Raw genomic sequence first — 26,045 nt, 5'->3', positions numbered from 1 at the left:
TGACGAATTCAGGGCGTGCGCCACACGGAGAGGAGAAGTCATGCAGCGCGTCTTTTCACATGCCGGCCTCGGCCAGGCCGGTCATCGTCGCCATCGGATTCACAGGCTGATCGCGTTGGCACTCACGGCCTGCGGCTGCGCGTCTTCTTCGCTTGCACTGGCCAACAACGTCGGCGAGAACACCTCGTGGCAGTTCCAGTCGAGCGCCGACAAGGTCAACCAGGCGGCGGTGCAGGACATGATCCGCAAGCAGAAGAGCGGCTACTACGCCGCCCCGGTCTACAACACGACCATCGGCCGCCAGTACAACTGCAACGTCTCGGCCACCTCGACCGGCAACGACGGCAACAACAGCACGGTCGCGAATTCGCCGTCGAACGCGGGCGCGAATTCGAATGCCTCGGGCAACGACAGCCGCAGCGCAGTGGGCTCGCAGGGCGGCGCGACGGTGGGCACCTCGCAGGCCAACAGCGGCGCGGTGGGCTCGGCCGTGGTCGGCGGCACCAGCACGCAGGTGCAGGGCGCGGCCAACCAGGCGCTGAACTCGACGCAGGGCAACGCCGGCGCGCAGACAGCCAGCGTGGGCGGCAGCTCGGCGTGCGCCTTCGGGGTGCTCAATTGAAAACCGGGGCACGCGACATGCACACCATCCGAACATTCGCACTCGCCGCGGTCGCGACCGTGGCGCTCGCCGGTTGCGTCTCCGCGCCGCAGCAGCGATTTGCGCCCAACGAGGCGCCCGTGGTGCTCGGCCCCGCCGTGCGCGACAACGTCACGCCGATGGAGGCGGTGCTCGCCTGCTACGCCGACCACATCGCGGCCACGCGGCGCCCGCCCATCGTCATCGGCGTGGGCGACGTGAAGGACTACACCGGCAAGTACAGCATCAATGAAGGCAACGCCATCACGCAGGGCGGCGCGCTGATGGTGTATTCGGCGCTCGGCAAGCTCGGCGGCGCGGTGAGCATCGCCGAGCGCTTCGACCCGGTGATCGCGGAGCGCGAACTCGCCTACGCCGACCGCCGCCAGCTCGGCGACGGCCGCACGCACCAGCTCGGCGGACCCAACGGCGGGCAGACCGTGCCGTGGATGCCGTACTTCGGCGGCACCATCAACAAGTCCGACTACTTCATCGTCGGCGGCATCACCGAGCTGAACTACAACATCAACTCCGGCGGCGCCGAGTTCGCGGTGAACCAGGTGGGCGTGAAGGCGCGCACCTTCAGCCAGTCGGTGAGCGTGGACCTGCGCATCGTCGACACCAAGTCGCTGATGGTGGTGCGCACGGTGAGCCTCACCAAGCAGTTCAACGGCTACGAAGTGGGCCTGAACGTGTTCCGCTTCTTCGGCAGCAAGCTGTACGACGTGGACATCGGCGCCAAGGGCCAGGAGCCGGTGCAGATGGGCGTGCGCGCCGCGCTCGAAGAAGGCGTGGTGCGGCTCATGGCCGCCGTCACGCAGGTCGACCACCGGCCCTGCATGACGATGCGCCCGGGCGGCGGCGAGCCGATCCCGACCGTGCCCGCAGACCAGCTGCGCAAAGTCGACAACCCGGGCGATGCCACGGTGGGCGGCGCGGCGGTCACCTCGCCCGTGGTGCAGGGCGGCGTGGCCGTCAACGCGGGCGGCCCCGGCGGCGCGCGCCTCACGGGCACGGCCACGCAGGTGCCGTTCGACTTCGGCGCGACCACGCTCGGCGGCAGCACGCTGGCGCTGCTCGACCAGATCGCGGGCCTGTCCAAGAAGGGCGCGACCGACATCGTGCTGGTGGCGCGAGACACCGAGAACTGGGACGCCCGCAAACGCGACGAACTCACCGACCAGCGCATCGCCGCCGTCACTTCGGCACTGGCCAACCGCGGCGTGGCGCCGGGCGCCATCAGCGTGACCTGGCGGCCCGACGCGGCCGACACATCGATCCACCGCGACGGCCCGGGGCTGCAGGAGATCGCCAAGCTGCGCATCGGCGGGGCGGTGGTCGGCAGCGCTGCTTCCATTTCTTCCGAGAGCGCCGGCAAAGGGGGCTGAGCCGCCGCGCATCCGTCCAGCAAGTCGAGCCCCTGAAATTCAGTTCACACGCTTCGCCCCATCGTTCTCAAACATCCGAGGAGTCATGACATGAAAGCACGCAAGATCCGCAACGGGGCCGCACGCAGGCCCGCACTCAGCAGCATCGGCTCGGCCGTTGCAATGGTCCTGATCGCCACCGGCGCGCATGCGGCAGAGACGGCCGTCAGCGGCGCTTTCGCTCCCTCCGTCACGGGGACCAGCACCTCGGTGAATCCGCAGACCAACCTGGGCGCGGTCGACGCGTCCATCAGCAGCGCCACCGTGGGTGTCACCACCACCGGCACCGCGGGGACGCCTCCCACCTCGAGCTACACCAACGGCAACGCGATCAGCGCCAAGGCCACCGGCAACATCGAAGTGCGCACCATCGCGCCGACCCCCGGTTCGCCGCCCACGCCGGTGAGCAGCGCCGCGACGCTGGCGCTCTCGCAGAACAGCGGCGTGATCTCCAGCAGCGTGACGAACAGCTCGATGGGGAACTACTCCACCACGATCCAGGCCGGCAGCGTGGCCGCCGCGGACAACACGATTTCGGCCACGACCACGCTCAACAGCGGCTCGTCGCTGGTGCTGGGCACGGCGGCCGCGTCCGGCACCGCGCTCGCTGGCTCGTCGGTGCTCCGCTATCCGGTGGGCGCCCCGCAGGTCTTCGATGCCAAGGGCAACATTGTCGTGACCACGTTCCAGTCGGCCACGGGCGCAAGCTCCAGCGCCGAGAGCCAGGGCAATCGCGTCGACTTGTGGCTGCTGCCGAGTTCGGGTGCCATTGCCGCCGGCGCTTCGCTCGAACGCAACTCCATCGCCGCCGTGCTCAAGGGCAACAGCGCGACGAACACGGCCGCCATCGTGTCGGGCGGCGCGCCTTCCTTCGCGGGCTCGGCGGTGGTTTCCAACCTGCAGGTGAACAACAACGCCGCGCCAGGCGCCGTCACGCACTCCGCGACCAACAACAACTCGGCTATCGACGCCGTGGTCTCCGGGGTGCCGCTCGGCGGCACCAACACGCTGCAGTCGGCGCTCGCGGTGCGGGGCAACAACATATCGAGCGCGGCCACCGGCAACGAGGCGCTGAGCGGCACCGCGGGAACCGCCGGCAACTTCATCCTCGTCGACGGCGTGTCGGTAGCCGGCATCGGCACGCCCGCCACGGCGCTGAACAACAGCACCCACAACGGCGTGGGCGTGAACACCAACGTCAACGCCGACCTGGCCATCGTCAACAGCCAGGGCAACATCGGCGTGGGCATCACGAGCAGCACCACCAACGCGCTGGTGGGCGCGACGGTGCAGTCGATTGCCAGCGGCGGTTCCGTCGACCTCCGGGCCAACGCCGTCACGGCCGCTGCCACCGGCAATGCCGCGTCGAGCGCAATCTCCAGCACCGACGGCTTGAGCGCGTTCAAGGGCACCAGCGCCCTGTCGAACCAGCAGGCCAACTACCAGTCGCCGATCACGGCCCAGATGACGGCGTCGAACATCGGCGTGCTGACCGGCTTCGGCGGCACGACCAACAATGCCGTCGTGTCGGTGGCCGGCAACAGCTCCGCGGCGACGGCCACGGGCAACCAGATCAGCCAGAGCCTTGCCATCGACGCGGGCGGAATGACCCTCGGCAGCGCCTCCGCCGTGCTGACGGGCGGCACCGCCAACGACGGCCGCGTCTCGGCCGGCGGCGCGGCCACGATCACCAACCTGCAGGGCAACTACGGCAGCCCGGTCGCGGCGACCAACGACGGCTCTCAGGTCTTCGTGGGTGCGAACCTGGTCGCCTCGCCCATTGCGGGCAGCACCTTTGCCGTGACCGGCAACACGCAGCAGGCAGCGGCGCTGGGCAGCGGTGCGACCAACGCGCTGACGCTTGCCACCGGCTCGACGCTCGGCACCGGCGCGGGCATCGCCAGCGTGCAGATGGGCGACGCCGGTGCGACCGTCAGCGCCACGCTGAGCAATGCGGCGGCGCTGCTTGCAGTCAACGGCAACGTGACCGGCAGCGCGAGCAGCATCGCGCTGACCGACAACAAACAGATCGCCAGCGCCACCGGGAACTCGGCGAAAAACACCCTGGGTATCGATGCGGTCAACATCGCCGCCGTGACCGCGGGCGGCGCTGCCTCCACCGTCACCGTGGGCGCCGGCGGCCTGCCGTTCGACGGCAATGCGGGCAGCCTGCCGACCGTGAATGCCGCCTTCGGCATCCTCGGCGACCAGTCGGTGCAGGCCAGCGTGAAGGCCGTGGCGAGCGGCCCCTCGGCACCCGGCCTGAATGCCTTCGCGGTCACTGTCGCCGGCAACCTCGGCGACACGACCGCGGGCGGCAAGCTGGCGAACGACCGCAATACCCTGGGCGCCGAAGCCTACGGCAACACCGCGGCCAACGGCCTGACGCTGGACCTGAACAACCTGAGCAGCTCGGCGCCGGGCTTCTCGGGCTTGCTCTCCGGAACCAACGTGGCCAACGTGACCAACGTGCAGTCCGTGGCCGGCAACGCGACGCAGATTTCGGCCGACGCCAGCGGCGTGACGCCGGTGCGCACCGTGATCTCGGGCAGCGTCACCAACGCCACGGTGTCCAGCTCCGGCAACACCACGCAGGCGCTGGCCTATGGCAACAGCGCGACGGGCAACACGGTGAAGGTGACGGGCAACAACATCACGACGCTGGTCGCCACGCTTCCGGTGGCACCTTCCGGCGCGGGCGTGGCGGTCGGCGCGGCCAGCGTGAATGCCGCGTTCGGCGTGCAGAACGCGCAGTCGGGCCAGGGCTCGGTCTCGGCCACGCGAAGCGGCGGGCCGGAGGTGCAGACCTACATCGTGGGCAACCTGGTCAGTTCGAGCGTGGCCGCCGACAAGAACAAGACCATCGTCGAGGCCAACAGCAACAGCGCGACCAACGGCGTGAGCATCGAAGGCAACGCTCTGGCCACCACGAGCGCGGTGCAGAACCTGCAGCAGACGAGTGCCGACGTCACCGCGCAGATCGGCTCGGCCGCCGCGACGCGTGCGAACCAGAGCGGCGTGCAGGTGAAGATCGACGGGCTCACGGTGCAGGGCCAGGCGGTTTCTGTCAGCGGCAACATCGCGAGCGGCTCCGCAACGGGCAACTCGGCCAGCAACAGCCTCGCCGTCGACGGCAACACCATCGCCGTGCGCGGCGCGCTCCCGGCCATTGCGACCAGCGTGGGCGCCCTGATCAACGGCGCCTACGCCGACCATGCGGTGTCGAACGTCCAGACCGTGAGCGGCGCGGGTGCGATTTCTTCCAGCGTGTCGGGCGCCTACGGCATCGACACCACCGCGGGCGCGAGCATCAGCGGCACCCAGCTGAGCGTTTCGAACAACGCGCAGGGTTCGCAGGCCGTCGCCAACACGGCGACCAACGGTGTCGAGCTGACCGGCAACAGCATCACCGCACGCACGGCGCTGCAGTCGACGCAGACGAGCACCGCGAAGAACGTCGACTCGACGTCCTCGATGGAGGTGTTCGCGCCGGCGGCCTCGACGTCGTCGCGCATCGATCTGTCGGGCAACAAGAACGTGTCGCTGGCGGTGATCAACGACGTGTCCAACACGCTGAGCGTGGCCTCGACCAACACCTCGCCCGCGAGCGCGGCGGGCTCCACCGCGGCGATGACAGCGATCGCTGCGACCGGCGACCATGTGCTGCTGAACCAGCAGACCGCCGCCGCGGCGGTGACAAGCAAGGCCACCACCAACCTGTACAACGACGACAGCGGCACGCCCGCGCCGGTGACGGCAGGTCTTGCCGGCGGTTCGCTCAGCATCGCGCGCAACAGCACGGTGGCTGAGGCATCGGCCAACCGCGCCGCCAACTCGGTGTCGCTGGTGAGCGATGCGGTGCAGGGCGCGACCGGCGGCATCGTCAACACGCAGGCCAGCAGCGCCGCCGTCACGGCACAGGCCAGCACCACCGCGAACGTGGCGGTGACGGCGCCCTCGCCGCTCAACGGCGGCTCGGTGGCGCTCAACGCCAACACGACCAGCGCCCTCGCACGCGGCAATGCGGCCACCAACCTGCTGGAGTCGAGCGCGGGCAGCGGCTACGGCGGGCTTGCCGCGCAGGGCACGGGCGGCGGAGGGCTGCTGCCCGCTGCGCTCAACGCCAGCGCGGCGGCCGCCATTCGCAACAGCCAGACCAATGACGGCGCGGTGTCGGCAAGCAGTTCGGGTGCCAGCTACATGGTGGCGCTCAACTCGACCGGCGGCCCGGTCGGCACGACGCTCGGCACCGTCGGCGTGACGGGCAACACCCTGACCGCCGAGGCCTATGGCAACAGCGCCACCAACCGCATCACGCAGACCGCGCTGAACAACGGCACGCCAAGCGCGGTCATCGTCAGCACGCAGGTCAACACCGGCGCGGTGACGGCAACCGTGAGCGGCGCGAGCGTGGGCATCGGCGTGGCGGGTGGCGGAGGCAACAGCACGCTGCGCACCACGGGCAACCAGATCACGGCATCGGCGACGGGCAACTCGTCGGTGTCGTCGATCGCGACGCGCTGAGACAGCAGCGCCGCCGCGAGGCGGCATGCGAAAAGCCGCGGGCCCTTTGGGGTTCGCGGCTTTTTTTACGCTTACTGCGAGCTGGTCTTGGCAGGCCGGCGCAGCTCGGCGCAGTAGTCTTTCTCGGGCAGGGGCGGCGTCTGCCAGATGCGGTCGTATTCGCCGGGCACCACGTTCGCCAGCGTGGGCGCCGCCAGCATCCGCACCGTGGCGATCCTGACGTCGTTCGGCAGGTGCTGCGGCACGCCGAGCGTGCGCACCACATGGCCGGAGCCGGCGATCAGCAGCACCGTCTTGCCGGGCTGGCGCGCCTTGACCACGGCCTGCGCCATCGCGCGGTCGCGGCCGACCTGGATGCGGGTCATGGGAATGATCTGCGACTCGGGCAGCATCTTGCAGTGGCCCTCGCGCACCGCGGTCTGCTGCGCGATGTAGGCGTCGCTGCCGAGCTGGGCGTCGAGCGAGACATCGGCCATCGCGTCCTTCATGCGGGCGCGCGGCAGGTTGGCGCCGACCACCGGCACGCCCGCGCGCACGGCGGCCATCACGGCCGGGCCGTAGCTGGCCCAGGGCCAGGCCTTGTCGCTCCAGTCGAGCGCGGCCTGCACCTGGGCTTCGGTGGCGGTGGGCGCGACATGCGCGGTGCCGCGGCCTTCTTCCGCCATCTCGAGCGCCAGCGCGGCGAGCTGGCCGCGTGCGACCAGCGCCTCCACGGTCTCGCGCTCGATGACGTGATGCTCGGGCGCGTCGTGCTGCTCGCCGAGCAGCAGGGCGTCGACCGGCAGCAGCGCGGCGACGCGGCGCGCGATGGGCGTGCCGGGCGCATCGGCTGCGCCGTCGCCGGACGGCAGCGCCGAACAACCGGCGAGGGTGGCCGCTGCGAACGTGGCGATCAGGGGAAAGAAGAGGCGGGGAGCCCGCGCGGGCGAGAGTCGTGAAAGAGCCATCGGGCCATACTATGCGCTCGGCGCATGGGCGCCGTGCCGTCCATCTCCGCTTTTTCCTGTCCGTCCGTGCCTTTCCGTTTCCTTGTCCGCGTGCTGGCCACGCTGCTGCTGGCGCTCGCCGCCGCGGGCGCATGCCTGGTGCTGCACACGCCGCTGCCCTGGATGATCGGGCCGCTGATCGCGGTGTCGCTGGCCTCCATCGCAGGGCTGCCGACGGCCAGCCACACGCCGCTGCGCAACGCGGGCCAGTGGACCATCGGCATGGCGCTGGGGCTGTACTTCACGCCGCACGTGGTGTCGCTGGTGGCCAGTGTGTGGTGGGCGATCGCGCTGGCCATCGGCTGGGCGCTGCTGCTGGGCTGGGGCTTCGGGCGCTGGCTGCACGGGGTGCACTCGGCGCGCATGCCGCATGTGCCCGAGAAATCCATGAGAGCCACGACTTACTTCTCGGGCGCCATCGGCGGCGCGTCGGAGATGACGCTGATGGCCGAATCGGCCGGCGCGCGTACCGACCTCGTGGCGGCGGCGCACAGCCTGCGGCTGGTGGTGGTGACGGTGACCATTCCCTTCGCGATGCAGTGGAGCGGACTGCACGGCCTAGAGATCAACCCGCCGGGCGTGCGCGAGGTGAACCCGGGCGGACTGGCGCTGCTGGCGGCGGCGACCGGCCTCGGCGGCCTCGCCATGCGCGCGCTGAAGCGCACCAACCCGTGGTTCATCGGGCCGCTGCTGGTGGCGATGGGCTTCACCATGGCGGGCCAGTCGCTGTCGGCCGTGCCCACGTGGATGTCGAACACGGCGCAGCTGGTGATCGCGGTGAGCCTGGGCGTGCGCTTCAGCCGGGAGTTCCTGCACACGGCGCCGCGCTGGCTGGGCTCGGTGGTGCTGGGCACCTTCGGCATGCTGGCGCTGTGCGGCGGGGTGGCGTGGCTGCTGGCGGCGGCGACCGGGCTGCATCCGGCCACGATGATCCTTGGCACCTCGCCAGGCGGCATCGCCGAGATGTCGATCACGGCCAAGGTGCTGCAACTGGGCGTGCCGGTGGTCACGGCGTTCCAGGTGTGCCGGCTGGTGGCGGTGCTGCTGCTGGTCGGGCCGATGTTCCGGTGGATCTATCGCCGTCGCTGAGGACCGAGCGGTCGGCCCATGAAAAAAGCGCCCAGGAGGGCGCTTTTTGCTGGGAAGCGGAAAAGGGGATCAGTGCACGAGGACCGGCGTGTGGGCCAGTTCGGCATAGCCTTCCAGCGTGTCCTCGACTTCTTCCTGGGTGGGGGTGTTGAGCTGCCAGGCGGCGATCTGCTGCTGGAACAGCTCGGCCCATGAGCCGTCCAGGTAGACCTCCTTGCCCGAACGCTTGTCCACGATCTCGAAGCCGTGGCGCTCCAGCACCGGCATGTTCGGCTGCGCGGGCGCGTCGCCTTCATTCGGCTGGACGTGGACGACGACGAAAGACTCCGAGTCATAGAGCATGTTCATGGCTGGCCCCGTAAGGATGTCGATGGCATTCATAGAGATTACGTAGCAATCAACGCGCCAGTTTCAAGACCCGTTGTCTTTTTGTTTACTTCAACGTCGATGTGTGAGTTTTGCCTCAGTTCGAGGGGGTTGTGGGTAGGGATTTGCGCAACTGGGCGTCGGCAAAGTTGCCGTTCGGCTCGGTCTGCTTGATTCGAACGGGCAAATAACCGTAGTCCGGTGCCAGCCAGAGCTCCAGCTTGCTGTCGAACTGCTGGCGCGGGCTGCGGGTGAGCTTGCGCGCCCGGTATTCGCCGGCCGGCAGGCTCAGCTGCTCCTCGTCGCCCACCACGAAGACCCAGACGCCGGCGTCGCGCGGACCCACCGTCTGGACAGAGATCTGGCTGCCCGCCGGGTAGCGGCCCGGGTCGCCGGCCAGCAGGCCGCCTAGCTGCATCATGATGCTCAGCCGGTCCTGCGCGCCGGCCAGGAGCGGCACGGGAGGCGCGTTGTTGCTGAACACCACCTGCCCCTGGTCGCGCACGAAATGCGAGGCCACCTCGGACTTCCGGCTCTCCGAGTACCGGTCGGGCTCGATGCCCGAGGGGCCGATGCGGCCGGTGCTGTGCTGGCTGCGGATGGTGCTGAACAGCACCTTCAGCGTCAGCCGGGCGTCGTAGCGGCTGCCGTCCTGCAGCCAGGTCAGCTCGCCGAACACGCCCTGCATGGGGGACGAGCCGTCCTGCCCGGTGGCCGCGAAATCGAGCGTGACCGATCCCGGAATACGCAGCGACTGGGTGCCGACGATGTTGCCGGACGTGGGGTTCGAGGCGCCGGCGGATGCGCCCGCCGTGCCGTCGCCAGTGCCGGCGACCGCCGTGCCCGAGCCGGCGTCCGAGCCCGCGGCGTTGGCCGGGGTGTCCGCCGGCATTGCTCCTGAATCCGTAGCAGGCTGCACCGTCAGGTCGGGCGCTTCCGGCTCCTTGGGCGTTGCGTTGTCGATCTGCGGTTCGGGCGCCGGTGCTGGCCTGGGCTTCGGCACCGACGGCGCGCGCGGCCGGCGCGGCTTCACCGGGGCCGGCGGCCTGGCTTCCGGCGGTGCGGCGGCGGCCGGCGCGGCCGGTTTTTCGGAGGCGGGCGGTGCGATCACGATCGTGCGCGTGATGAACTTGTTGGCCAGCGGCGAGGGCTCCGGCCCGATGGCTGTCGGCGCCAGCCCCAGCACCAGCAGATGGATCACCGCCACCAGCAGCGTCAGCGCGGCCAGCACCCGCCAGGACGGGCGGCCGGGCATGCCGGCGGACAGCGGAGGGGGGGCGACGAGCGTCGGCATCAGTGTGTGGAGTGGGGCGCCGGCACGGAGGTTCACCGAGACCACCTCGGTACACTGCCGCCCGTTCAACCAGTTTAAGTGGGAGCGGCGGCCGCCCTCACGCAAGTACCGCATCATGAAACTCGCCACCCTGAAGGACGGCTCGCGCGACGGCCAGCTCGTCGTCGTTTCGCGCGACCTCACGCTCGCCCACTACGCCACCGGCATCGCGAACCGGCTGCAGCAGGTGCTGGACGACTGGGGCTTCATGAGCCCGCAGCTGCAGGACCTGTACGACGCGCTCAACCACGGCCGCGCCCGCCATGCCTTTCCCTTCGATCCGGCGATGTGCATGGCGCCGCTGCCGCGCGCCTACCAGTGGGCCGACGGCTCGGCCTACCTGAACCACGTCGAGCTGGTGCGCAAGGCGCGCAATGCCGAAGTGCCCGAGAGCTTCTACACCGACCCGCTGATGTACCAGGGCGGCAGCGACGACTTCCTGGGCCCGGTCGACGACATCGTCGTGCCCAGCGAGGCCATGGGCATCGACTTCGAGGCCGAGATCGCCGTCATCACCGGCGACGTGAAGATGGGCACCACGCCCGACCAGGCGCTGGACGGCATCCGCCTCGTGATGCTGGCCAACGACGTGAGCCTGCGCAATCTCATTCCGGCCGAACTGGCCAAGGGCTTCGGCTTCTTCCAGAGCAAGCCCGCCACCGCCTTCAGCCCCGTGGCCGTGACGCTCGACGAACTGGGCGAAGCCTGGCAGCACGGCCGCGTGCACCTGGCGCTGCAGAGCAGCTGGAACGGCCGCAAGGTCGGCATGTGCGACGCCGGCCCGGAGATGACCTTCCACTTCGGCCAGCTCATCGCCCACATCGCCAAGACGCGCAACGTGCGCGCCGGCAGCATCGTCGGCAGCGGCACCGTGAGCAACAAGGGCGTGGAAAAGAACGGCCACATGGATTGGCCAAAGGGCTACTCGTGCATTGCCGAGAAGCGCTGCATCGAGACCATCCAGACCGGCCAGCCCTACACCGACTTCATGAAGTTCGGCGACACCATCCGCATCGAGATGAAGGGGCCTGACGGGCGCTCGCTGTTCGGCGCGATCGACCAGGAGGTCGTGTCGACCGCCGGCCGGCCGAAGGAGGCGCCGGTGTCGCTGGTGAAGCCGGCCGCGGGCACGCAGGCCGACGAGGCGCCGGAAGAAGAAGCCTCCGAGGACTGAGCCCGCTTCCGGCCTGGCTCAGTGCGGCCCCGCGCCGCGCAGCAGTTCCTTCTGCGACCGTATCCCCAGCCGCCGGAACGCCCGGTACTGGTGGGTGCGCACGGTCGTCAGCTCCACGCCGATCTCGCGTGCCGCCTCCTTCGCGGTCTTGCCCGCCATCAGGTGGCCGATGACTTCGCGCTCGCGCAGGCTCAGCGTCAGCAGCCGCGAGGCCAGCGCGGGCTCCACGGCTTCGCGCACCGCCATCGCGCTGCGCCCGTGCGCGGCGGTCGCGTCGGCCAGCAGCGTCGCATGCGCCTCGATGCGGCCGAAGTCTTCCGCGCCGAACTCGGGCTGCGCCAGGCTCCGGTAGAAGCTCACCGCCACGCGCTGGCCGGTGGGCAGCAGCAACAGCACCGACGCGCGCTCGCGGATGCCCACGTCGCCGTAGCAGGCCGCGCGGTAGGCGGGGTCGGCCACCTCGTCGGCGCGCTGATGGCCCAGCCACAGCTGCGCGCGCTGCGGCAGCTTGCGCGCCGCGAGCCAGGCCATGTTGGGGTCGAGCAGGTCGAAGCGCTGGGCCACGTAGCGCTCCGACGTGCGCTCGGCCGTGCTGCCGTAGCTGCTGGCCGCCGACACCGCCTCGATGCGCCCCGCCGCGCTCACCGCGAACACGGTGCAGAAGGTGACGGGCATCACGCGCTGCATCGCCTTCAGGTAGCTGGTGGCCAGGTGCGCCGTGCCCACGCCGCCGAGCACGTCGCTGACCACGCCGGCGGCCAGCGCGGTGTCGGTGGGATGGATGCGCCAGCGTCTCATGGGAAGGGAAAAAAGTCAGGGATTGGGGTAACTACCTCGTACGAAGTTATGACATCGGCAGTCCCCGCGCATCGGGACAATCCCGTCGCATGACGAACTCTCCCGCAGCCGCACCCGGCGACGCCGCCGGCGGCCCCGTGCCGCCACCGGCCAGCGCCACCGAACTGCCGCCTTCCGTCGGCGCCTTCCACTACACCCGCTACAAGCCGTGGACCCCGCCGCTCGAGCACGACGGCGTGGAGCCCGGCCGCCACCCGGTGGTGATCGCGGGCGGCGGCCCGGTCGGCATGGCGCTCGCGCTGGGGCTGGCGAACCACGGCGTGCGCTGCGTGATCCTGGAGGCCGACGACACCGTGTGCGTGGGCAGCCGCGCGGCCTGCATCTCGCGGCGCAGCCTGGAGATCATGGCGCGGCTCGGCGTGCTGCCGGACTTCATGAGCAAGGGCCTGCCGTGGACCGGCGGGCGCAGCTTCTACAAGACGGCCGAGGTGTTCCGCTTCGAGATGCCGCACGACGCGCGGCAGAAGCTGCCGCCGATGATCAACCTGGAGCAGTACTACGCCGAGCACTACCTGCTGGAAGAAATCTTCCGCCGCAACGAGGCGACGCCGGGGCTCATCGACATCCGCTGGGGCACCGAACTCATCGGTCTCTCGCAGGACGACGAAGGCGTGACGCTCGACGTGCGCAACACCGAGGGCAGCTACCGGCTGCACGGCCAGTGGCTCGCGGCCTGCGACGGCGGCCAGAGCTTCGTGCGCAAGGCGATGGGGCTCGCGCTGGAGGGCACGGGCTACGAAGGCCGCTACGTGATCATCGACATCGAGTTGCACAGCGGCCACCCGACCGAGCGCCGCGCCTGGTTCGATCCGCCGTGGAACCCCGGCTCGACCGTGCTGATGCACCGCCAGCCCGACGACATCTGGCGCATCGACTACCAGCTGCGCCCCGGCCAGAGCACCGAGGAAGCACTGCAGCCGGCGGCGGTGGCCGAGTTCGTGCAGCGCCACCTCGACGCCATCGGCGAAGGCCACCTGCCGTGGAAGACGGTGTGGACCTCGGTCTACCGCGCCGGCGCGATGACGCTGGACAGCTACCGCCACGGCCGCGTCGTGTTCGCGGGCAACGCGGCGCATGCGATGCCGATCTTCGGCGTGCGCGGGCTCAACTCGGGCTTCGACGACGCCGACAACCTCGCGTGGAAGCTGGCCTTCGTGGCCAGGGGCCTGTCGGACGCGGCGCTGCTCGACAGCTATTCGCAGGAGCGCATCGAGGCCTTCCACGTGAATGCCGAGAACGCGATGCGCAGCACCGAGTTCATGTCGCCGCCGTCGCGCGGCTTCGACTTGCTGCGCGAGGCGGCGCTGTCGCTGTCGGAGGCGCACCGTGGCATCGCGCAATTGATCAACCCGCGCCAGACGCAGGCGGTGCGCTATGCCGCTTCGCCGCTGTCCAGCATCGGCGACGAGCTGCCGGCAGGTCCGCTGCCGGGCGAGGCGATGCCCGAGCAGCAGCTCGAGCGCGGCCACCTGACCGACTGGATCGCGCCCACCTTCACGCTGCTGGTGCTGCGGCCCGATGTCGCCGTGCTGCCGGCCGCGGACATCGCGCGCGCGCAGCAGGGCGCGCTGCCCTTCGCCGTGCGCACCATCGCCGGCCCGGGCATCGCCGGTGTCGACGCGAACGCCTCGTCCGATGTGTTCGAGGCGCTCGGCGCGCGAGACGGCGCGGTCTATCTGCTGCGTCCCGACGGCCACGTGGCCGCGCGCTGGCACCGGCTGCCGGCCGGTGCCCTGCAACCCGCGCTGGAACGCGCCGCGGTTTCGGCCGCCGTTGCCCTGGAGACACTTTCCGCATGACCCACCCCGCTCTTCCCCCCGAGGCCCGCGACCGCCTCTACGCCGAGTGCGCGCGTGCCATCAGCGAAGCGGGCGCCGAGCGCGAATCGCTGTTCCTCGCGCGGCTCGCGCTGCTGCTGTTCGAGCAGGTCGGCGACGAGGCGCGCTGCCGCGACGCGCTGGCCGACGCGTTGCGCGCGCTGCCCGTACCATCGCTGTCCGCTTCCTGATTGCAAACAACCAACAACCGGAGACTGATCCATGGATCGCCGCACCCTTCTCGCCACGCTCGCATCGAGCGCCGCCGTGGCCGTCACCCCCTTCGCCCGCGCACAGGAATACCCGGCGCAGCTCATCCGCTGGGTCGTGCCCTACCCGGCGGGCGGCGGCACCGACGTGATCGCGCGCGTGCTGGCCGAATCGATGCGCCAGACGCTGGGCCAGCAGATCGTGGTCGACAACCGCCCCGGCGCCTCGACCAACATCGGCGCCGACATCGTCGCCAAGAGCAAGCCCGACGGCTACACCGTCCTGTCGGCCGACAACGCCGTGCTGGCCTTCAACGAGCACCTGTTCAGCAAGCTGCCGTTCAACCCCGAGAAAGACTTCACCTACATCGGCGCCATCGGCAAGTTCCCGCTCGCGCTGGTGGTGCACCCGGACTTCCCGGCCAAGAACTTCAAGGACTTCCTGGCCTACGTGAAAGCCAACCCCGGCAAGGTCAACTACGCCTCGCCCGGCAACGGCTCGCCGCACCACCTGGCGATGGAAATGTTCAAGGTGCGCACCGGCACCTTCATCACCCACATTCCCTACCGTGGCGCCGCGCCTGCCATGGCCGACGTGATGGGCGGGCAGGTGCCCTGCATGTTCCTCGACCTGGCCTCGGGCCTGTCGATCATGCAGAGCAACAAGGTGCGGGTGCTGGCCATCGGCTCGGGCGCGCGCAGCAAGCTGCTGCCCAACGTGCCGACGCTGGCGGAAGTGGGCGTGCCCAACACCGAGGTGTTCGCCTTCCAGGGCATCCTGGGCCCGGCCGGCTTGCCGCCCGCGGTGGTGAGCAAGCTCAACGGCGACCTGAACAAGGCCTTCGGCACGCCAGCCGTGCAGAAGCGCTTCGAGGACTTCGGCATGGAAGCCATGCCCGGCACGCCGGCGCAGTTCGCGGCGCTGTCGCGCGCGGAGTCCAATCGCTGGGGCCCGATCATCAAGCAGGCGGGGATCAAGCTGGACTGACGCTCCCGGAGCCTCGCGCAGTGGCCGCCGGCTACTTCGCGTAGGCCTTGCGCGAGCCGTCCTCGAAGACTTCGTCGTCGCGCTGCAGCTCGCCGTTTTCGTCCCAGGCGCGCTCGCGCGTCACGCGGCCCTTGGCGTCGAAGCTCGACTCGGCGATGAGCGTGCCTTTTTCGTTGAAGCGCTGGTGCGTGCCGACAGGCACCTGCCTGCCGCGGCCCGCGATCTGGTAGCGGCCCTGCGCGGCGCGCTGGCCGCTGTCGTAGAACTCGGTGATGTCGACCACGCGGCCATTGCCGCTGCCGCTGTACGCCGACTTGCTGCTCGGCTGGCCGTTCAGGTAGTAGCTGTCGTCGCCGATCGGCTCGCCCGCGCTGTTCCAGCGCTGGTCGCGCACCAGCGTGCCTTTTTCGGAAAAGGACTGCTCGCGCTGGCGGATGGCGGCGCGCTCGACCAGCAGGAACACCGTTTCGCGGCGCTTGACGCCTTCCGACGAGTAGTTCTGCTCGGTGCGCTGGTTGCCCATGGTCTCGTCGAGCGCCGCGGTCTTGCCGTTGTCGTAGAAGCTCTGCGAACGCACCCGCTTGCCCGACAGGAACGACAGCCGCGAGCGCAGGTTGCCGCGCGCATCGAACAGGTCGACCTGCGACGGGCCGCCGCTGAAGCCGCAGAGCTTGGCGTCGTCGACCACCGGCGCCAGCGTGGGCGCGTCGGCGCAGCGCAGCGCGGAGAGCTGGCCGCGCTCGGTGAACTCGACCGAGCCGCGTTCGCTGCCGCTGCCGGTGTCCGGATAGAAGATGACGCGGCGCAGCTTGCCGTCGGGGTAGTAGCTGCGCGCCAGGCCGCGCTCCTGGCCGTCGTCGTAGGTGGCCTCGCGCAGCACCCGGCCGTTGGGCGAGAACTCGCGGGCGCGGCCCTGCAGGTTGCCCTTGGCATTGAGGGTGTGCTCCTTGGCGAGCTTGCCTTTCTCGTAGATGCGCACCAGGCCCATCGAGACGCCGTTCTGCAGTTGCTCCTCGCGCTGCAGCTCGCCGGTCGCGCGGTTCTTGCAGCGCAGGATGCCGGTCTGGCCCGCGGTGGTGGCGCCGTTGTCCGGGTTCACGCTGCGCCCGTTGAGCTCGCAGTCCTGTTGCGCATGCGCCGCCGTGGCCCCGAGCAGGGGCACGAGGGCGGCAAGCCCGAACCCGAGCAGCCTCAGGTGCAGGCGCGGGCTTGTCACTTGTCGTAAAGAGTGTCTAGGGAACGGAAACCCTTGACCTCGATCGGATTGCCGAACGGGTCGCAGAAGAACATCGTCCATTGCTCGCCCGGCTGGCCCTCGAAGCGCACCTGGGGCTTGAGCACGAAGTCGGTGCCGGCGGCCTCGAGGCGGCCGGCCAGCGCCTGCCAGTCGGGCAGGGCGAGCGCCAGGCCGAAGTGCGGCATCGGCACCATCGCGTCGCCGACGCGGCCGGTGCGGGTGGTGGCGAAGGGCTCGCCCAGGTGCAGGGAAATCTGATGGCCGAAGAAGTCGAAGTCGACCCAGGTGTCGGTGCTGCGGCCTTCGGCGCAGCCCAGGACGTCGCCATAGAAACGGCGGGCGCCGTCGAGGTCGCGAACGTGGAAGGCAAGGTGAAAGATGCTTTGCATGGTTTCGGATTATGGGCAACGGTGCTGTGAGAATGCCGGACTTTCTTTCATCGTGGAGCAAGCCTTGCGGATACTCCGGATCCTCGCCGCGCGGATGCGCGGCATCTATATGTCGGCGCGGATGCGCGACATCGATTTCTCGGCGCCCCTGCGCCTCGTGCAGCGGGCGCCGCGCCAGATCCTGGCGGGCGCGTGCTGCGTCTTTACATTCGGCGCCGCCCATGCGGCCTGCCCGCCTTCGGCCATCGCCAGCCTCGAAAAGCCGGGCATCGGCCTGCGCAACGGCGTCGACCGCGGGATGCTGTGGCGCATCGAGCGCGACGGCCGCACCTCGTGGCTCTACGGCACCCTGCACGTGGGCCGCGGCGACTGGGTGCGGCCCGGGCCGACCATCCAGAAGGCGCTGGCGCAGAGCGACCTGCTCGCGCTGGAACTCGACTCGCGCGACGAGGCCACCGCCCGCACCATGACGCAGCCGGCCGACCCGGCGCTGGTGGCCCGCGTGCTCGACGGCGAGCGCGCCCGCCGGCTCGAGCGCCAGAACACCGAGGCCTGCGTGCCGCCCGGCACCACGTCGAAGCTGCAGCCCATCCTGCAGGTCACGGCACTGGCCGCGCTGGCGGGCCGCGCCGACGGCCTGTACCCCGAGTTCGGCGTGGACGAGACGCTGGCCGTGTCCGCCCGCAACAGCAGCAAACCGATCGTCGCGCTCGAGAACGCGGCCGACCAGCTGAAGGTGCTGACCGGCGAGTCGGAAGACGAAGAAGGCCAGCAGATCGACGCCGCGCTCGACGAACTGGAGTCGGGCAAGCTGCGCGGCCAGCTCAAGGAGCTGGCCGATGTCTGGGCCCGCAGCGACGCGGCCCGGCTGGCGCGTTATGCCGACTGGTGCGGCTGCGTCAACACGCCCGCCGAGCAGCGGCTGCTCAAGCGCCTGCTCGACGACCGCAACCCCGGCCTGGCTGACGGCATCGAGCGGCTGCACGCCAGCGGCAAGGGCGTGTTCGCGGCGGTCGGCGCGCTGCACATGATCGGACCGCAGGGGCTGCCCACGCTGATGGCGGCGCGCGGCTTCACCGTGACGCCGGTGCTGACCAACGCGCAGGAGCAGACGGCGGTGCCGATGCCGGCGCTCGCGGCCCCGTCGCCGTCGCCCAGGGCGCATGGCGGCAAGGCCGTGAAGGGGCAGCGCGCGCAGAAGGGCCAGAAGGGCGCACCGGCTGCCGCGGCAAAGGGCGGCAGGCCGGCTGCAGCGAAGGCCGCGCCGGCAGCCAAGGGCGCGAAAGCCCCGGCCAAGGCCGCCGGCAAGGCGCCGGCCAAGGCCCCTGCCGCCAAGGGCAAAGTGAGCCGATAATCGCGACCGCCATGCACGCGCTGCGCCTTCCCTCCCGCTCCCTCGGCCTCATCGGCCGCTGGGTGCTGCTGTGGTTCGTGCTCTCGCTGGGCGTGGCGGTGGCGTCGCCGCTGGTGCATCCGCAGTCGATGGAACTGGTGTGCTCCGGCGCCGGCCCCATCAAGGTGGTGGTCCACACCGAAGACGGCGCGCGCGAGCTCGGCGCCTCGCACATGGACTGCCCTCTGTGCGTGCTGACCGGCGCCCCGCCGCCGGCCATGGTGGCGCCGGCTTTCGATCTTCCCCTGCCGCTGGGCCGCGTGGTCCAGTCCATTCCCGCCGCGCGCCTGGCCGCGGCCACCGCCGCGCCGCTGCCGGCGCGCGGACCCCCGACCTTCTCCTGACGCTCTCGAAACGATAGCTGCATTCGCACGCCCGGCGTGCGCATGCGGCCTGTCCGGCTTGAAGTCTCATGGAGAAGGTTCCTCTTGAAAAAGCATTCCCGCGCCCTGGCGATAGCCATGGCATTTCCCTTTGGCGCGACCGCGCTGGCGCAGCAGGCGCCCGCCGCCGACGCGCCTGACACCGCCGGCAACAATGGCCGCGCCCTCAGCACCGTGACCGTGACCGGCGGCCGGCCGACCTCGCTGCCGGCGCAGATCCCGACCACCATCGAAGGCGTGACGCACGACCAGATCGTCGAGACGGTCAACGCCACCGACAGCGAAGACGCGCTGAAGTACCTGCCGAGCCTGGTGGTGCGCAAGCGCTACATCGGCGACTTCAACCATGCGGTGCTGGCCACGCGCGCCTCGGGCACCGGCAACAGCGCGCGTTCGATGGTCTATGCCGACGGCATCATGCTGTCGAACCCGCTGGGCAACGGCGCCACCTACGCGCCGCGCTGGGGCATGGTGTCGCCGGAAGAAATCGAGCGGGTCGACGTGCTGTACGGGCCGTTCTCGGCCGCGTACCCGGGCAACTCGGTGGGCGCGGTGGTCGACTACGTGACGCGCATGCCCACGCAGCTGGAGGCGCACGTCAAGCTCAGCGGCTTCGCGTCGAACTTCGACCTGTACAACAGCCATTCGTCGCCGGCCGGCCAGCAGCTCGACATGTCGCTGGGCAGCCGCAGCGGCGACTGGTCGTGGTGGCTCAGCGCCTCGCGCACCCACAGCAAGGGGCAGGCGCTGGTGTTCGGCAACCGCCTGGTGAGCGCCGGCACCGTGGGCAGCGCCGGCACGCCGGTGACCGGCGCGGTGCTGGGGCTGAACCCGTCGAACCAGCCCTGGTGGCTGGTGGGTGGCTCGACCATCTACGACACCACGCAGGAACAGGCCAAGCTCAAGGTGGCGTACGACTTCTCGCCGACCGTGCGCGCCACCTACACGCTGGGCGCCTGGAACAACACCACGCACGGCAGCGTCGACACCTACCTGCGCGATCCGCTCGGCCAGCCCGTGTACGGCGGCCGGGTGAACATCGCCGGGCGCACCTACAACCTCGATTCGCCGAGCGCCGCGCTGGCGCCGACGGAGACCGCGCTCACCCACTACATGCACGGCCTGTCGGTGAAGAGCCACACGGGCGGGGTGTTCGACTGGGAGGTGGCGGCCAGCCTGTTCGACTATTCGAGCGACACCTCGCGCACGCCGACCACGCCGCTGCCCGGCGCCTTCAACGGCGCTGCATTTGGAGGACAAGGCCGCACCACCGACATGGGCGGCTCGGGCTGGAACACCTTCAAGGCCGCGGGCACCTGGCGGCCCACTGGCTCGGCCGAAGGCGTGGGCGCGCACGTGGTCGACTTCGGTTTCCAGCAGGACACGGCGCGCCTGCGCACCAGCGTCGGCAACACGCTCGACTGGATCAACGGATCGCCGGTATCGCCGTTCTCGGCCTTCAACGGCAACACCCGGCTGCAGTCGCTCTACGTGCAGGACACCTGGCGCTTCGCGCAGGACTGGAAGACCACGCTCGGCCTGCGCCATGAGCGCTGGGAAGCCTACGGCGGCCAGCTCGGCAACGCCAGCACGCTGCTGAACTTCGCGCCGCGCAAGAACAGCTACGACTCGCCCAAGGCTGCGGTCGCCTGGCAGGCCACGTCCGACTGGCTGTTCAAGGCCTCGACCGGCCGCGCGGTACGCATGCCGACGGTCAGCGAGCTGTACCAAGGCTCGATCAACGGCAACCAGATCGTCAACACCAACCCGAACCTGCGCCCCGAGCGCTCGTGGACCACCGAGCTCAGCGCCGAGCGCGACCTCAAGGGCTGGGGGCTCGACGGCGTGCTGCGCACCACGCTGTTCTTCGAGAACACCAAGGACGCGCTCTATACCCAGGCGCTGAACAACCTGGTGAGCACGGTGCAGAACGTCGACGCCATCCGCACGCGGGGGCTCGAGGTGGCGCTGAACGCGGTCGACGTGGGCGTGCGCGGGCTGGACCTGAGCGGCAGCCTCACGCTGACGCGCTCGAAGATCACCGCCAACAGCGGCTTCCCCGCGAGCGTCGGCCACGACCAGCCGCGCGTGCCCCGGGTGCGCGCCGCGCTGCTCGCCACCTACCGGCCCGACGCCAACTGGAGCTACACCGTGGGCGCGCGCTACAGCGGCAGGCAGTACGGCACGCTCGACGGCAGCGACCCCAACGGCTTCGCGTACATGGGCTTCTCGAAGTTCTTCGTGGTCGACGCGCGCATACGCTACCGGATCGACCGCCAGTGGAGCGCGGCCGTCGGCATCGACAACCTGAACAACAACAGGTACTGGGCCTTCCACCCGTACCCGCAACGCACCTACGTGGCCGAACTCAAGTTCGACCTTTGACTTTCCCGTTCCAACCGCAAAGGACCCGCGACATGACGAAACCGATGGCCATCGCCACCCTCCGAACCCTCGCCGCCTGCGCCATGCTGGCCGGCACCACCGCCGCGCTGGCGCACGTGACGCTGCCGCCGGGTGGCGCCACCGTGGGCAGCGACTACAACGCCGCCTTCCGCGTCGGCCACGCCTGCGAAGGCGCCAAGGCCACCACCGGGCTGGCCGTGCGCCTGCCCAAGGGCTTCGTACTGAGCGACGCCCAGGCACGCAAGGGCTGGAAGCTCGACGTGACGAAGGCCGGCGACGGCGAAGTGCGCTGGACCGCCGAGACCCCGGGCAACGCCTTGCCCGGCAGCGAGCGCTCCGAATTCGTGCTGCGCGGCAAGGTGCCGGCCACGCCGGGCACGCTGTGGTTCAAGGTGCTGCAGACCTGCGACACCGGCGTGGCCGACTGGGCCGAGGTGCCGGCATCCGGCAACTCGACCGCCGGCCTGAAGAGCCCGGCCGCGAAGCTCGTGGTGGTGGCGCAGGGCGTGGCCACGGTCGACGTGCGCGACGGCTGGGTGCGCCAGTCGGTGCCGGGCCAGAGCGGCACGGGCGCCTTCATGAAGCTCACCGCGCCCACCGGCACGAAGCTGGTGAGCATCTCCACGCCGGCCGCCGGCACCGCCGAAGTGCACGAGATGAAGATGGAAGGCGACGTCATGAAGATGCGCGAGCTGCCCGGCGGCCTCGACCTGCCCGCGGGCCAGACCGTCGAGCTCAAGCCCGGCGGCTATCACGTGATGATGATGGACCTGAAGGGGGCGCTGACCAAGGGCGCGACCGTGCCGATGACGCTGAAGTTCGAGGACGCCAAGGGCGTGAAGACCGCGCTGGACGTGACGCTGCCGGTAGGCGCGCCCGAAGGTGCCGATGCCGCCGGTTCGGCGCACCAGCACAAGCACTGAGCGTTTTCTAGAGCAGCTGATCCGGCGCGAGCGGCCCGAACAGCTTGAGCATCAGCCGCAGGCTGGCGCTGGTGTCGGGCTCGCTGGTGGCGTCCTTCAGGCCGCTGCCCGCGGGCGCGCGCCACACCAGGGCGCCGTCCTTCAGCTCGACGTGCCATGAGCGCTCGCTCATGCCGCGCTCGATCTGGGCCGACGCGGCGCGCGAGAGCTCGTCGCTGCGGATCAGCAGGGCGATCTCCGTGTTCTGCAGCTGCGAGCGCAGGTCGAGGTTCATCGAGCCGACCACCAGCAGCCGGCCGTCCATGACGAGCACCTTCGAGTGCAGCATCGCCCGCGACTGGCCGGTGACCCCGCCGCTGCCGCCCGAGGAGCCGAACACATTGCCGAAGCTCGACTGCTCGCTGCGCAACTCGTAGAGCTCGATGCCCATCCTGAGCAGCGTCTCGCGGTGGCGGGCGTAGCCCACGTGTGCCACCGGTGCGTCGTTCGAGGCCAGCGAGTTGGTCAGCACCCGGATGCTCACGCCCCGGGCGCGCGCCTCGCCGAAGGCCTTCAGCATGTCCTTTCCGGGGACGAAGTAGGGCGAGATGATGAGCAGGCTGGAACGCGCCTGGCCGATCAGCTGGAGCAGGCCTTCGACCACGGTGTCGCCGTTGGCGGCCAGGTCGGAAGCCGCTTCGAGCGACGCCGCGCCGCGCGATGTGGCGGGCTTGTCGTCCGGCTGGCTGACCACCAGGCCGGGGGCCTTGGCGGTGTCGGGGCCGGAGTCGGCGGGGATCTTGCCTGGCTTGTCGGCCAGCATCACGGCCGGCGCCCAGACGAAAGCGGCGGTGCGCAGGTCGAGCGGCTTCTCGTCCCAGGCGCGGGCGCGCTGCTCCGCGGTGGGCGGCGCATCGTCGCGGGGCGGGTCGTCGTGGTCGCGGGCGGCCTGTTCGACCAGTTCCTGGTCGGCTTTTTTCGCGCGCTCGCGCATCGACTGCAGTTCCTCGCGCGTGACCAGCGATTGCACGGGGTAGGCGCGCTCGTTGTTCCAGTAGCTGTCGAAGCTGCGCGAGAGGTCTTGCACGATCGGGCCGGCCGCCAGCACGTCGACATCGACGAAGTTGCCGGTGGTCGCGTTGCCGAAATAGGCGTCGCCCAGGTTGCGGCCGCCGGCCACCCCCATCACGTTGTCGGCCAGGAACAGCTTGTTGTGCATGCGCTGCTGGATGCGCGAGGCGTCGTCGATCGAGTTGAGCAGGCGGCTGAAGGTGGAGTCGCGCGAACCGGCCAGCGGGTTGAAGAGCCGCATCTCGATGTTCGGGATGAAGGCCAGGCCCAGCACCAGCGCGTCGCGGCCGGTGGTGTGGAAGTCGTCGAGCAGCACCCGCACCCGCACGCCGCGCTCGGCGGCCGCGCGCAGGCCCCTGACCAGGCGGCCGGTGCTGGCGTCGGCGTGGATGGCGTAGTACTGGAGGTCGAGCGTCTTCTGGGCGCCTTCGATCAGCGCGAGCCGGCTGCCGTAGGCGGCTTGCGGCCCGCCCAGCAGCAGGAAGCCGGATTCATAGCGGGCGCTGGCGGCCTGCCGGCGCTGCTGCACGAGATCGGCCAGTGCTGTGCCAGTGGCTGGCGCGGCGATCGCGGTCGATACGGGCCGGTCGACGTTCTGCGGCAATTGCGCGCAGGCCCCGAGGATCAGCAGCGCCAGCAGCGCGGTGGACCGACGAAAGAAGGCTTGGAGCGAAGAAGACATGCAGCTTTCCCGGGGCTTTGGGGATGAAGCCGCATGTATAGCGCAGTCCGCGCCCCGGCGGCGTCGGACAGAGGGACAGGACTGGCGCGGTGGGCGCGCCAGTGAGTGCTTTGGTCAGCGGCCGGCGCCGAGTTCTTCCTGTCGTTCGAGCGCCGAGAGCAGTTCGTCGTCGATCTTTGCGTGGCGCTCGGCGAGCTCGGTGGCGCGCGAGGAATCGGTCGCGTAGATGGCGCCGCCGTCGAGTTCGAGCATCTCGGTGATGCGCTTCTGCTCCGCTTCAAGGCTTTCGATTTGCGCGGGGAGCGCTTCGAGTTCGCGCTGTTCCTTGTAAGAGAGCTTCTTGCGAGGGGCCGCAGCCGCCTTGGGCGCGGCGGGTTCCGCGGCCGCGGCTGGCGCGGGGGCGGGTGCCGGAGCTGGGGCGGCGGCCTGGCGCTGTTCTGCGATCTCTCGCGCGCGCTTGGACTGGATCAGCCAGTCCTGCACGCTGCCCTCGTATTCGCGCCAGCGGCCGTCGCCTTCATAGGCGATGGTGCTGGTGACCACGTTGTCGAGGAAGGTCCGGTCGTGGCTCACGAGGAACACGGTGCCGTCGTAGTCCTGCAGCAGGTTTTCGAGCAGTTCCAGGGTGTCGATGTCGAGGTCGTTGGTCGGCTCGTCGAGCACCAGCACGTTGGCGGGGCGCGCGAACAGGCGTGCCAGCAGCAGACGGTTGCGCTCGCCGCCGCTGAGGGAGCGCACGGGGGAGTTGGCGCGCGCGGGGGAGAACAGGAAGTCGGAGAGATAGCTCTTGACGTGCTTCTTCTGGCTGCCGATCTCGATCCACTCGCTGCCGGGGCTGATGAAGTCTTCAAGCGTGGCGTCGAGGTCAAGCTTGTCGCGCATCTGGTCGAAGTACGCCACCTGCAGGTTGGTGCCGCGGCGGATCTTGCCGCTGTCGGGCTCGAGCTCGCCGAGGATCAGTTTCAGCAACGTGGTCTTGCCCGCGCCGTTGGGGCCAAGCAGGCCGACCTTGTCGCCGCGCAGGATGGTGCCGCTGAAGTTGCGGATGACCGTCTTGGGGCCGAACGACTTGGTGGCTTCGGTGAGTTCGGCCACGATCTTGCCGCTGGACTGGCCCGACGCCACGTCCATGTTGACGCTGCCTTGCACTTCCCGGCGCGCGGAGCGGCTGGCGCGCAGTTCCTGCAGGCGGGTGATGCGGCTCTGGCTGCGTGTGCGGCGCGCTTCCACGCCCTTGCGGATCCAGATTTCTTCCTGGGCGAGCAGCTTGTCGGCCTTGGCGCTGATCACGGCTTCCTGGGCGAGTTGCTCTTCCTTCTGCACGAGGTATTGCTCGAAGTTGCCTGGATAGGAACCCAGCTTGCCCCGGTCCAGTTCGACGATGCGGGTGGCGACGCGGTTCAGGAAGCTGCGGTCGTGGGTGACGGTGACGACGCTGCCCTTGAAGTCGATCAGCAATTGCTCGAGCCACTCGATGGAGTCGAGGTCAAGGTGGTTGGTGGGCTCGTCCAGCAGAAGCACGTCGGGTGCGGCCACGAGGGCCTGGGCCAGCGCGACGCGCTTGCGGGTACCGCCGGAGAGCGAGCCGACGCGGGCGTCGCGGTCCAGGTGGAGGCGATGCAGCGTCTCTTCGACGCGCTGCTCCCAGTTCCAGGCGTCGAAGGCTTCGATCTGGGACTGAAGGGCATCGAGGTCCAGGCCGTCGGCGCCGGAGAGATAGAGGTCTCTGATGGCGATGACCGGGCCCAGGCCCTGGCTCGCGGCGGTGAAGACGTCCGCGTCCATGTCCAGCACCGGCTCCTGGGCAACATACGCGACCCGGAGGTTCTGCTGAAGCTGCAGGGTGCCGTCGTCGGTCTTTTCCAGACCTCCCAATATCTTGAGCAGCGAAGACTTGCCGGCGCCGTTGCGGCCGATCAGGCCGACGCGCTCCGATTCCTGAAGAGAAAAGTCCGCATGATCCAGCAGCGGGACGTGACCGAACGCGAGTTGGGCGTCGAGGAGTGTGATGAGTGCCATGTGGCGCGAATTATCGGAGGAGCCGCAGGCGCGCCTTGGAAGGAGGGTGCGTCTCTATATAGGGACGGGTCTTGAAGGCGTCTTTTTGTTGTGATTCTTGCGAGATGTCTTGCGAGCGGCGAAAGTTGGCATATACTCGATGGCTCGGCTGA

The 26,045-nt window shown here is 69.8% G+C and carries 20 protein-coding genes; 12 read left to right on the top strand and 8 right to left on the bottom strand.

The genetic code is table 11. The features are described 5' to 3' along the window. Positions 1-40: 40 nt before the first annotated feature. From L3V85_RS30190 to L3V85_RS30180, 3 genes are all read left to right on the top strand, one after another. Positions 41-622, top strand: coding sequence for a hypothetical protein (locus L3V85_RS30190; RefSeq protein ID WP_237676293.1), 582 nt, complete (start codon positions 41-43; stop codon positions 620-622). A gap of 17 nt (positions 623-639) precedes the next feature. Next, on the top strand, positions 640-2,028 hold the full coding sequence (locus L3V85_RS30185; RefSeq protein WP_237676292.1) for a CsgG/HfaB family protein: 1,389 nt from the start codon (positions 640-642) through the stop codon (positions 2,026-2,028). A gap of 90 nt (positions 2,029-2,118) precedes the next feature. Next, positions 2,119-6,591: a beta strand repeat-containing protein gene (locus L3V85_RS30180; protein ID WP_237676291.1), complete on the top strand. Its 4,473-nt coding sequence runs from the start codon at positions 2,119-2,121 to the stop codon at positions 6,589-6,591. A 71-nt stretch (positions 6,592-6,662) separates the two neighbouring features. On the opposite strand, the gene L3V85_RS30175 is transcribed toward L3V85_RS30180, so the two are convergent. Then, entirely contained in the window at positions 6,663-7,538 is an 876-nt protein-coding gene (locus L3V85_RS30175) for a ChaN family lipoprotein (protein ID WP_237676290.1), read from the bottom strand. Positions 7,539-7,604: 66 nt separating this feature from the next. Here L3V85_RS30175 and L3V85_RS30170 point away from each other — a divergent pair, with 66 nt between their 5' ends. Then, positions 7,605-8,666, top strand: coding sequence for an AbrB family transcriptional regulator (locus tag L3V85_RS30170; protein ID WP_237676289.1), 1,062 nt, complete (start codon positions 7,605-7,607; stop codon positions 8,664-8,666). A 69-nt stretch (positions 8,667-8,735) separates the two neighbouring features. On the opposite strand, the gene L3V85_RS30165 is transcribed toward L3V85_RS30170, so the two are convergent. Next, entirely contained in the window at positions 8,736-9,014 is a 279-nt protein-coding gene (locus L3V85_RS30165; RefSeq protein WP_170217241.1) for a BTH_I0359 family protein, read from the bottom strand. A 115-nt stretch (positions 9,015-9,129) separates the two neighbouring features. Beyond that, entirely contained in the window at positions 9,130-10,326 is a 1,197-nt protein-coding gene (locus L3V85_RS30160; RefSeq protein WP_237676288.1) for a DUF3108 domain-containing protein, read from the bottom strand. Between the two features lie 115 nt (positions 10,327-10,441). On the opposite strand from L3V85_RS30160, the gene L3V85_RS30155 reads away from it, so the two are divergent. After that, entirely contained in the window at positions 10,442-11,539 is a 1,098-nt protein-coding gene (locus tag L3V85_RS30155) for a fumarylacetoacetate hydrolase family protein (RefSeq protein ID WP_237676287.1), read from the top strand. Positions 11,540-11,557: 18 nt separating this feature from the next. Here L3V85_RS30155 and L3V85_RS37370 read toward each other — a convergent pair whose 3' ends face one another. Beyond that, positions 11,558-12,337: a helix-turn-helix transcriptional regulator gene (locus tag L3V85_RS37370; protein ID WP_272934289.1), complete on the bottom strand. Its 780-nt coding sequence runs from the start codon at positions 12,335-12,337 to the stop codon at positions 11,558-11,560. 89 nt (positions 12,338-12,426) lie between these two features. Between L3V85_RS37370 and L3V85_RS30145 the strand changes: the two genes are divergently transcribed. The 3 genes from L3V85_RS30145 to L3V85_RS30135 are packed head-to-tail and all read left to right on the top strand — an operon-like array spanning position 12,427 to position 15,411. Next, positions 12,427-14,196, top strand: a complete 1,770-nt coding sequence (locus L3V85_RS30145) for an FAD-dependent monooxygenase (protein ID WP_237676286.1) — start codon at positions 12,427-12,429, stop codon at positions 14,194-14,196. Next, positions 14,193-14,405, top strand: coding sequence for a hypothetical protein (locus tag L3V85_RS30140; protein WP_237676285.1), 213 nt, complete (start codon positions 14,193-14,195; stop codon positions 14,403-14,405). The genes L3V85_RS30145 and L3V85_RS30140 overlap by 4 nt, the downstream gene beginning before the upstream one ends. A gap of 31 nt (positions 14,406-14,436) precedes the next feature. Continuing rightward, positions 14,437-15,411 carry a Bug family tripartite tricarboxylate transporter substrate binding protein gene (locus L3V85_RS30135; RefSeq protein ID WP_237676284.1) on the top strand — a complete coding sequence of 325 codons (975 nt, stop codon included), beginning with the start codon at positions 14,437-14,439 and terminating at the stop codon, positions 15,409-15,411. Positions 15,412-15,442: 31 nt separating this feature from the next. Here L3V85_RS30135 and L3V85_RS30130 read toward each other — a convergent pair whose 3' ends face one another. After that, complete coding sequence (locus L3V85_RS30130) at positions 15,443-16,606, bottom strand: toxin-antitoxin system YwqK family antitoxin (protein WP_414080250.1); 1,164 nt, start codon at positions 16,604-16,606, stop codon at positions 15,443-15,445. A 17-nt stretch (positions 16,607-16,623) separates the two neighbouring features. After that, positions 16,624-17,037: a VOC family protein gene (locus L3V85_RS30125; protein WP_237676282.1), complete on the bottom strand. Its 414-nt coding sequence runs from the start codon at positions 17,035-17,037 to the stop codon at positions 16,624-16,626. A gap of 64 nt (positions 17,038-17,101) precedes the next feature. Here L3V85_RS30125 and L3V85_RS30120 point away from each other — a divergent pair, with 64 nt between their 5' ends. The 4 genes from L3V85_RS30120 (at position 17,102) to L3V85_RS37460 (ending at position 22,142) form a co-directional block, all read left to right on the top strand. After that, on the top strand, positions 17,102-18,391 hold the full coding sequence (locus L3V85_RS30120) for a TraB/GumN family protein (RefSeq protein ID WP_237676281.1): 1,290 nt from the start codon (positions 17,102-17,104) through the stop codon (positions 18,389-18,391). Between the two features lie 11 nt (positions 18,392-18,402). Next, positions 18,403-18,774: a DUF2946 family protein gene (locus L3V85_RS30115; protein ID WP_237676280.1), complete on the top strand. Its 372-nt coding sequence runs from the start codon at positions 18,403-18,405 to the stop codon at positions 18,772-18,774. Positions 18,775-18,891: 117 nt separating this feature from the next. Beyond that, positions 18,892-21,198 carry a TonB-dependent receptor gene (locus L3V85_RS30110; RefSeq protein ID WP_237676279.1) on the top strand — a complete coding sequence of 769 codons (2,307 nt, stop codon included), beginning with the start codon at positions 18,892-18,894 and terminating at the stop codon, positions 21,196-21,198. 32 nt (positions 21,199-21,230) lie between these two features. Beyond that, positions 21,231-22,142, top strand: a complete 912-nt coding sequence (locus L3V85_RS37460) for a copper chaperone PCu(A)C (RefSeq protein WP_337250097.1) — start codon at positions 21,231-21,233, stop codon at positions 22,140-22,142. Between the two features lie 7 nt (positions 22,143-22,149). Here L3V85_RS37460 and L3V85_RS30095 read toward each other — a convergent pair whose 3' ends face one another. Both L3V85_RS30095 and L3V85_RS30090 read right to left on the bottom strand, forming a co-directional pair. Beyond that, on the bottom strand, positions 22,150-23,874 hold the full coding sequence (locus tag L3V85_RS30095; RefSeq protein ID WP_237676278.1) for a phospholipase D family protein: 1,725 nt from the start codon (positions 23,872-23,874) through the stop codon (positions 22,150-22,152). 114 nt (positions 23,875-23,988) lie between these two features. Beyond that, positions 23,989-25,893 (bottom strand): ATP-binding cassette domain-containing protein, encoded by a 1,905-nt coding sequence (locus L3V85_RS30090; protein ID WP_237676277.1) that lies wholly within the window; start codon positions 25,891-25,893, stop codon positions 23,989-23,991. Positions 25,894-26,045: the final 152 nt, after the last annotated feature.

The organism is Variovorax paradoxus, assembly GCF_022009635.1.
Taxonomy (GTDB): domain Bacteria; phylum Pseudomonadota; class Gammaproteobacteria; order Burkholderiales; family Burkholderiaceae_C; genus Variovorax.
This window is presented reverse-complemented; position numbering and strand designations above follow the sequence as displayed.

Coding starts and splice junctions, on each gene's coding strand:
- L3V85_RS30190 (WP_237676293.1), top strand. CDS start 41: ATGCAGCGCGTCTTTTCACATGCCGGCCTCGGCCAGGCCGGTCATCGT.
- L3V85_RS30185 (WP_237676292.1), top strand. CDS start 640: ATGCACACCATCCGAACATTCGCACTCGCCGCGGTCGCGACCGTGGCG.
- L3V85_RS30180 (WP_237676291.1), top strand. CDS start 2,119: ATGAAAGCACGCAAGATCCGCAACGGGGCCGCACGCAGGCCCGCACTC.
- L3V85_RS30175 (WP_237676290.1), bottom strand. CDS start 7,538: ATGGCTCTTTCACGACTCTCGCCCGCGCGGGCTCCCCGCCTCTTCTTT.
- L3V85_RS30165 (WP_170217241.1), bottom strand. CDS start 9,014: ATGAACATGCTCTATGACTCGGAGTCTTTCGTCGTCGTCCACGTCCAG.
- L3V85_RS30160 (WP_237676288.1), bottom strand. CDS start 10,326: ATGCCGACGCTCGTCGCCCCCCCTCCGCTGTCCGCCGGCATGCCCGGC.
- L3V85_RS30155 (WP_237676287.1), top strand. CDS start 10,442: ATGAAACTCGCCACCCTGAAGGACGGCTCGCGCGACGGCCAGCTCGTC.
- L3V85_RS37370 (WP_272934289.1), bottom strand. CDS start 12,337: ATGAGACGCTGGCGCATCCATCCCACCGACACCGCGCTGGCCGCCGGC.
- L3V85_RS30145 (WP_237676286.1), top strand. CDS start 12,427: ATGACGAACTCTCCCGCAGCCGCACCCGGCGACGCCGCCGGCGGCCCC.
- L3V85_RS30140 (WP_237676285.1), top strand. CDS start 14,193: ATGACCCACCCCGCTCTTCCCCCCGAGGCCCGCGACCGCCTCTACGCC.
- L3V85_RS30135 (WP_237676284.1), top strand. CDS start 14,437: ATGGATCGCCGCACCCTTCTCGCCACGCTCGCATCGAGCGCCGCCGTG.
- L3V85_RS30125 (WP_237676282.1), bottom strand. CDS start 17,037: ATGCAAAGCATCTTTCACCTTGCCTTCCACGTTCGCGACCTCGACGGC.
- L3V85_RS30115 (WP_237676280.1), top strand. CDS start 18,403: ATGCACGCGCTGCGCCTTCCCTCCCGCTCCCTCGGCCTCATCGGCCGC.
- L3V85_RS30110 (WP_237676279.1), top strand. CDS start 18,892: ATGGCATTTCCCTTTGGCGCGACCGCGCTGGCGCAGCAGGCGCCCGCC.
- L3V85_RS37460 (WP_337250097.1), top strand. CDS start 21,231: ATGACGAAACCGATGGCCATCGCCACCCTCCGAACCCTCGCCGCCTGC.
- L3V85_RS30095 (WP_237676278.1), bottom strand. CDS start 23,874: ATGTCTTCTTCGCTCCAAGCCTTCTTTCGTCGGTCCACCGCGCTGCTG.
- L3V85_RS30090 (WP_237676277.1), bottom strand. CDS start 25,893: ATGGCACTCATCACACTCCTCGACGCCCAACTCGCGTTCGGTCACGTC.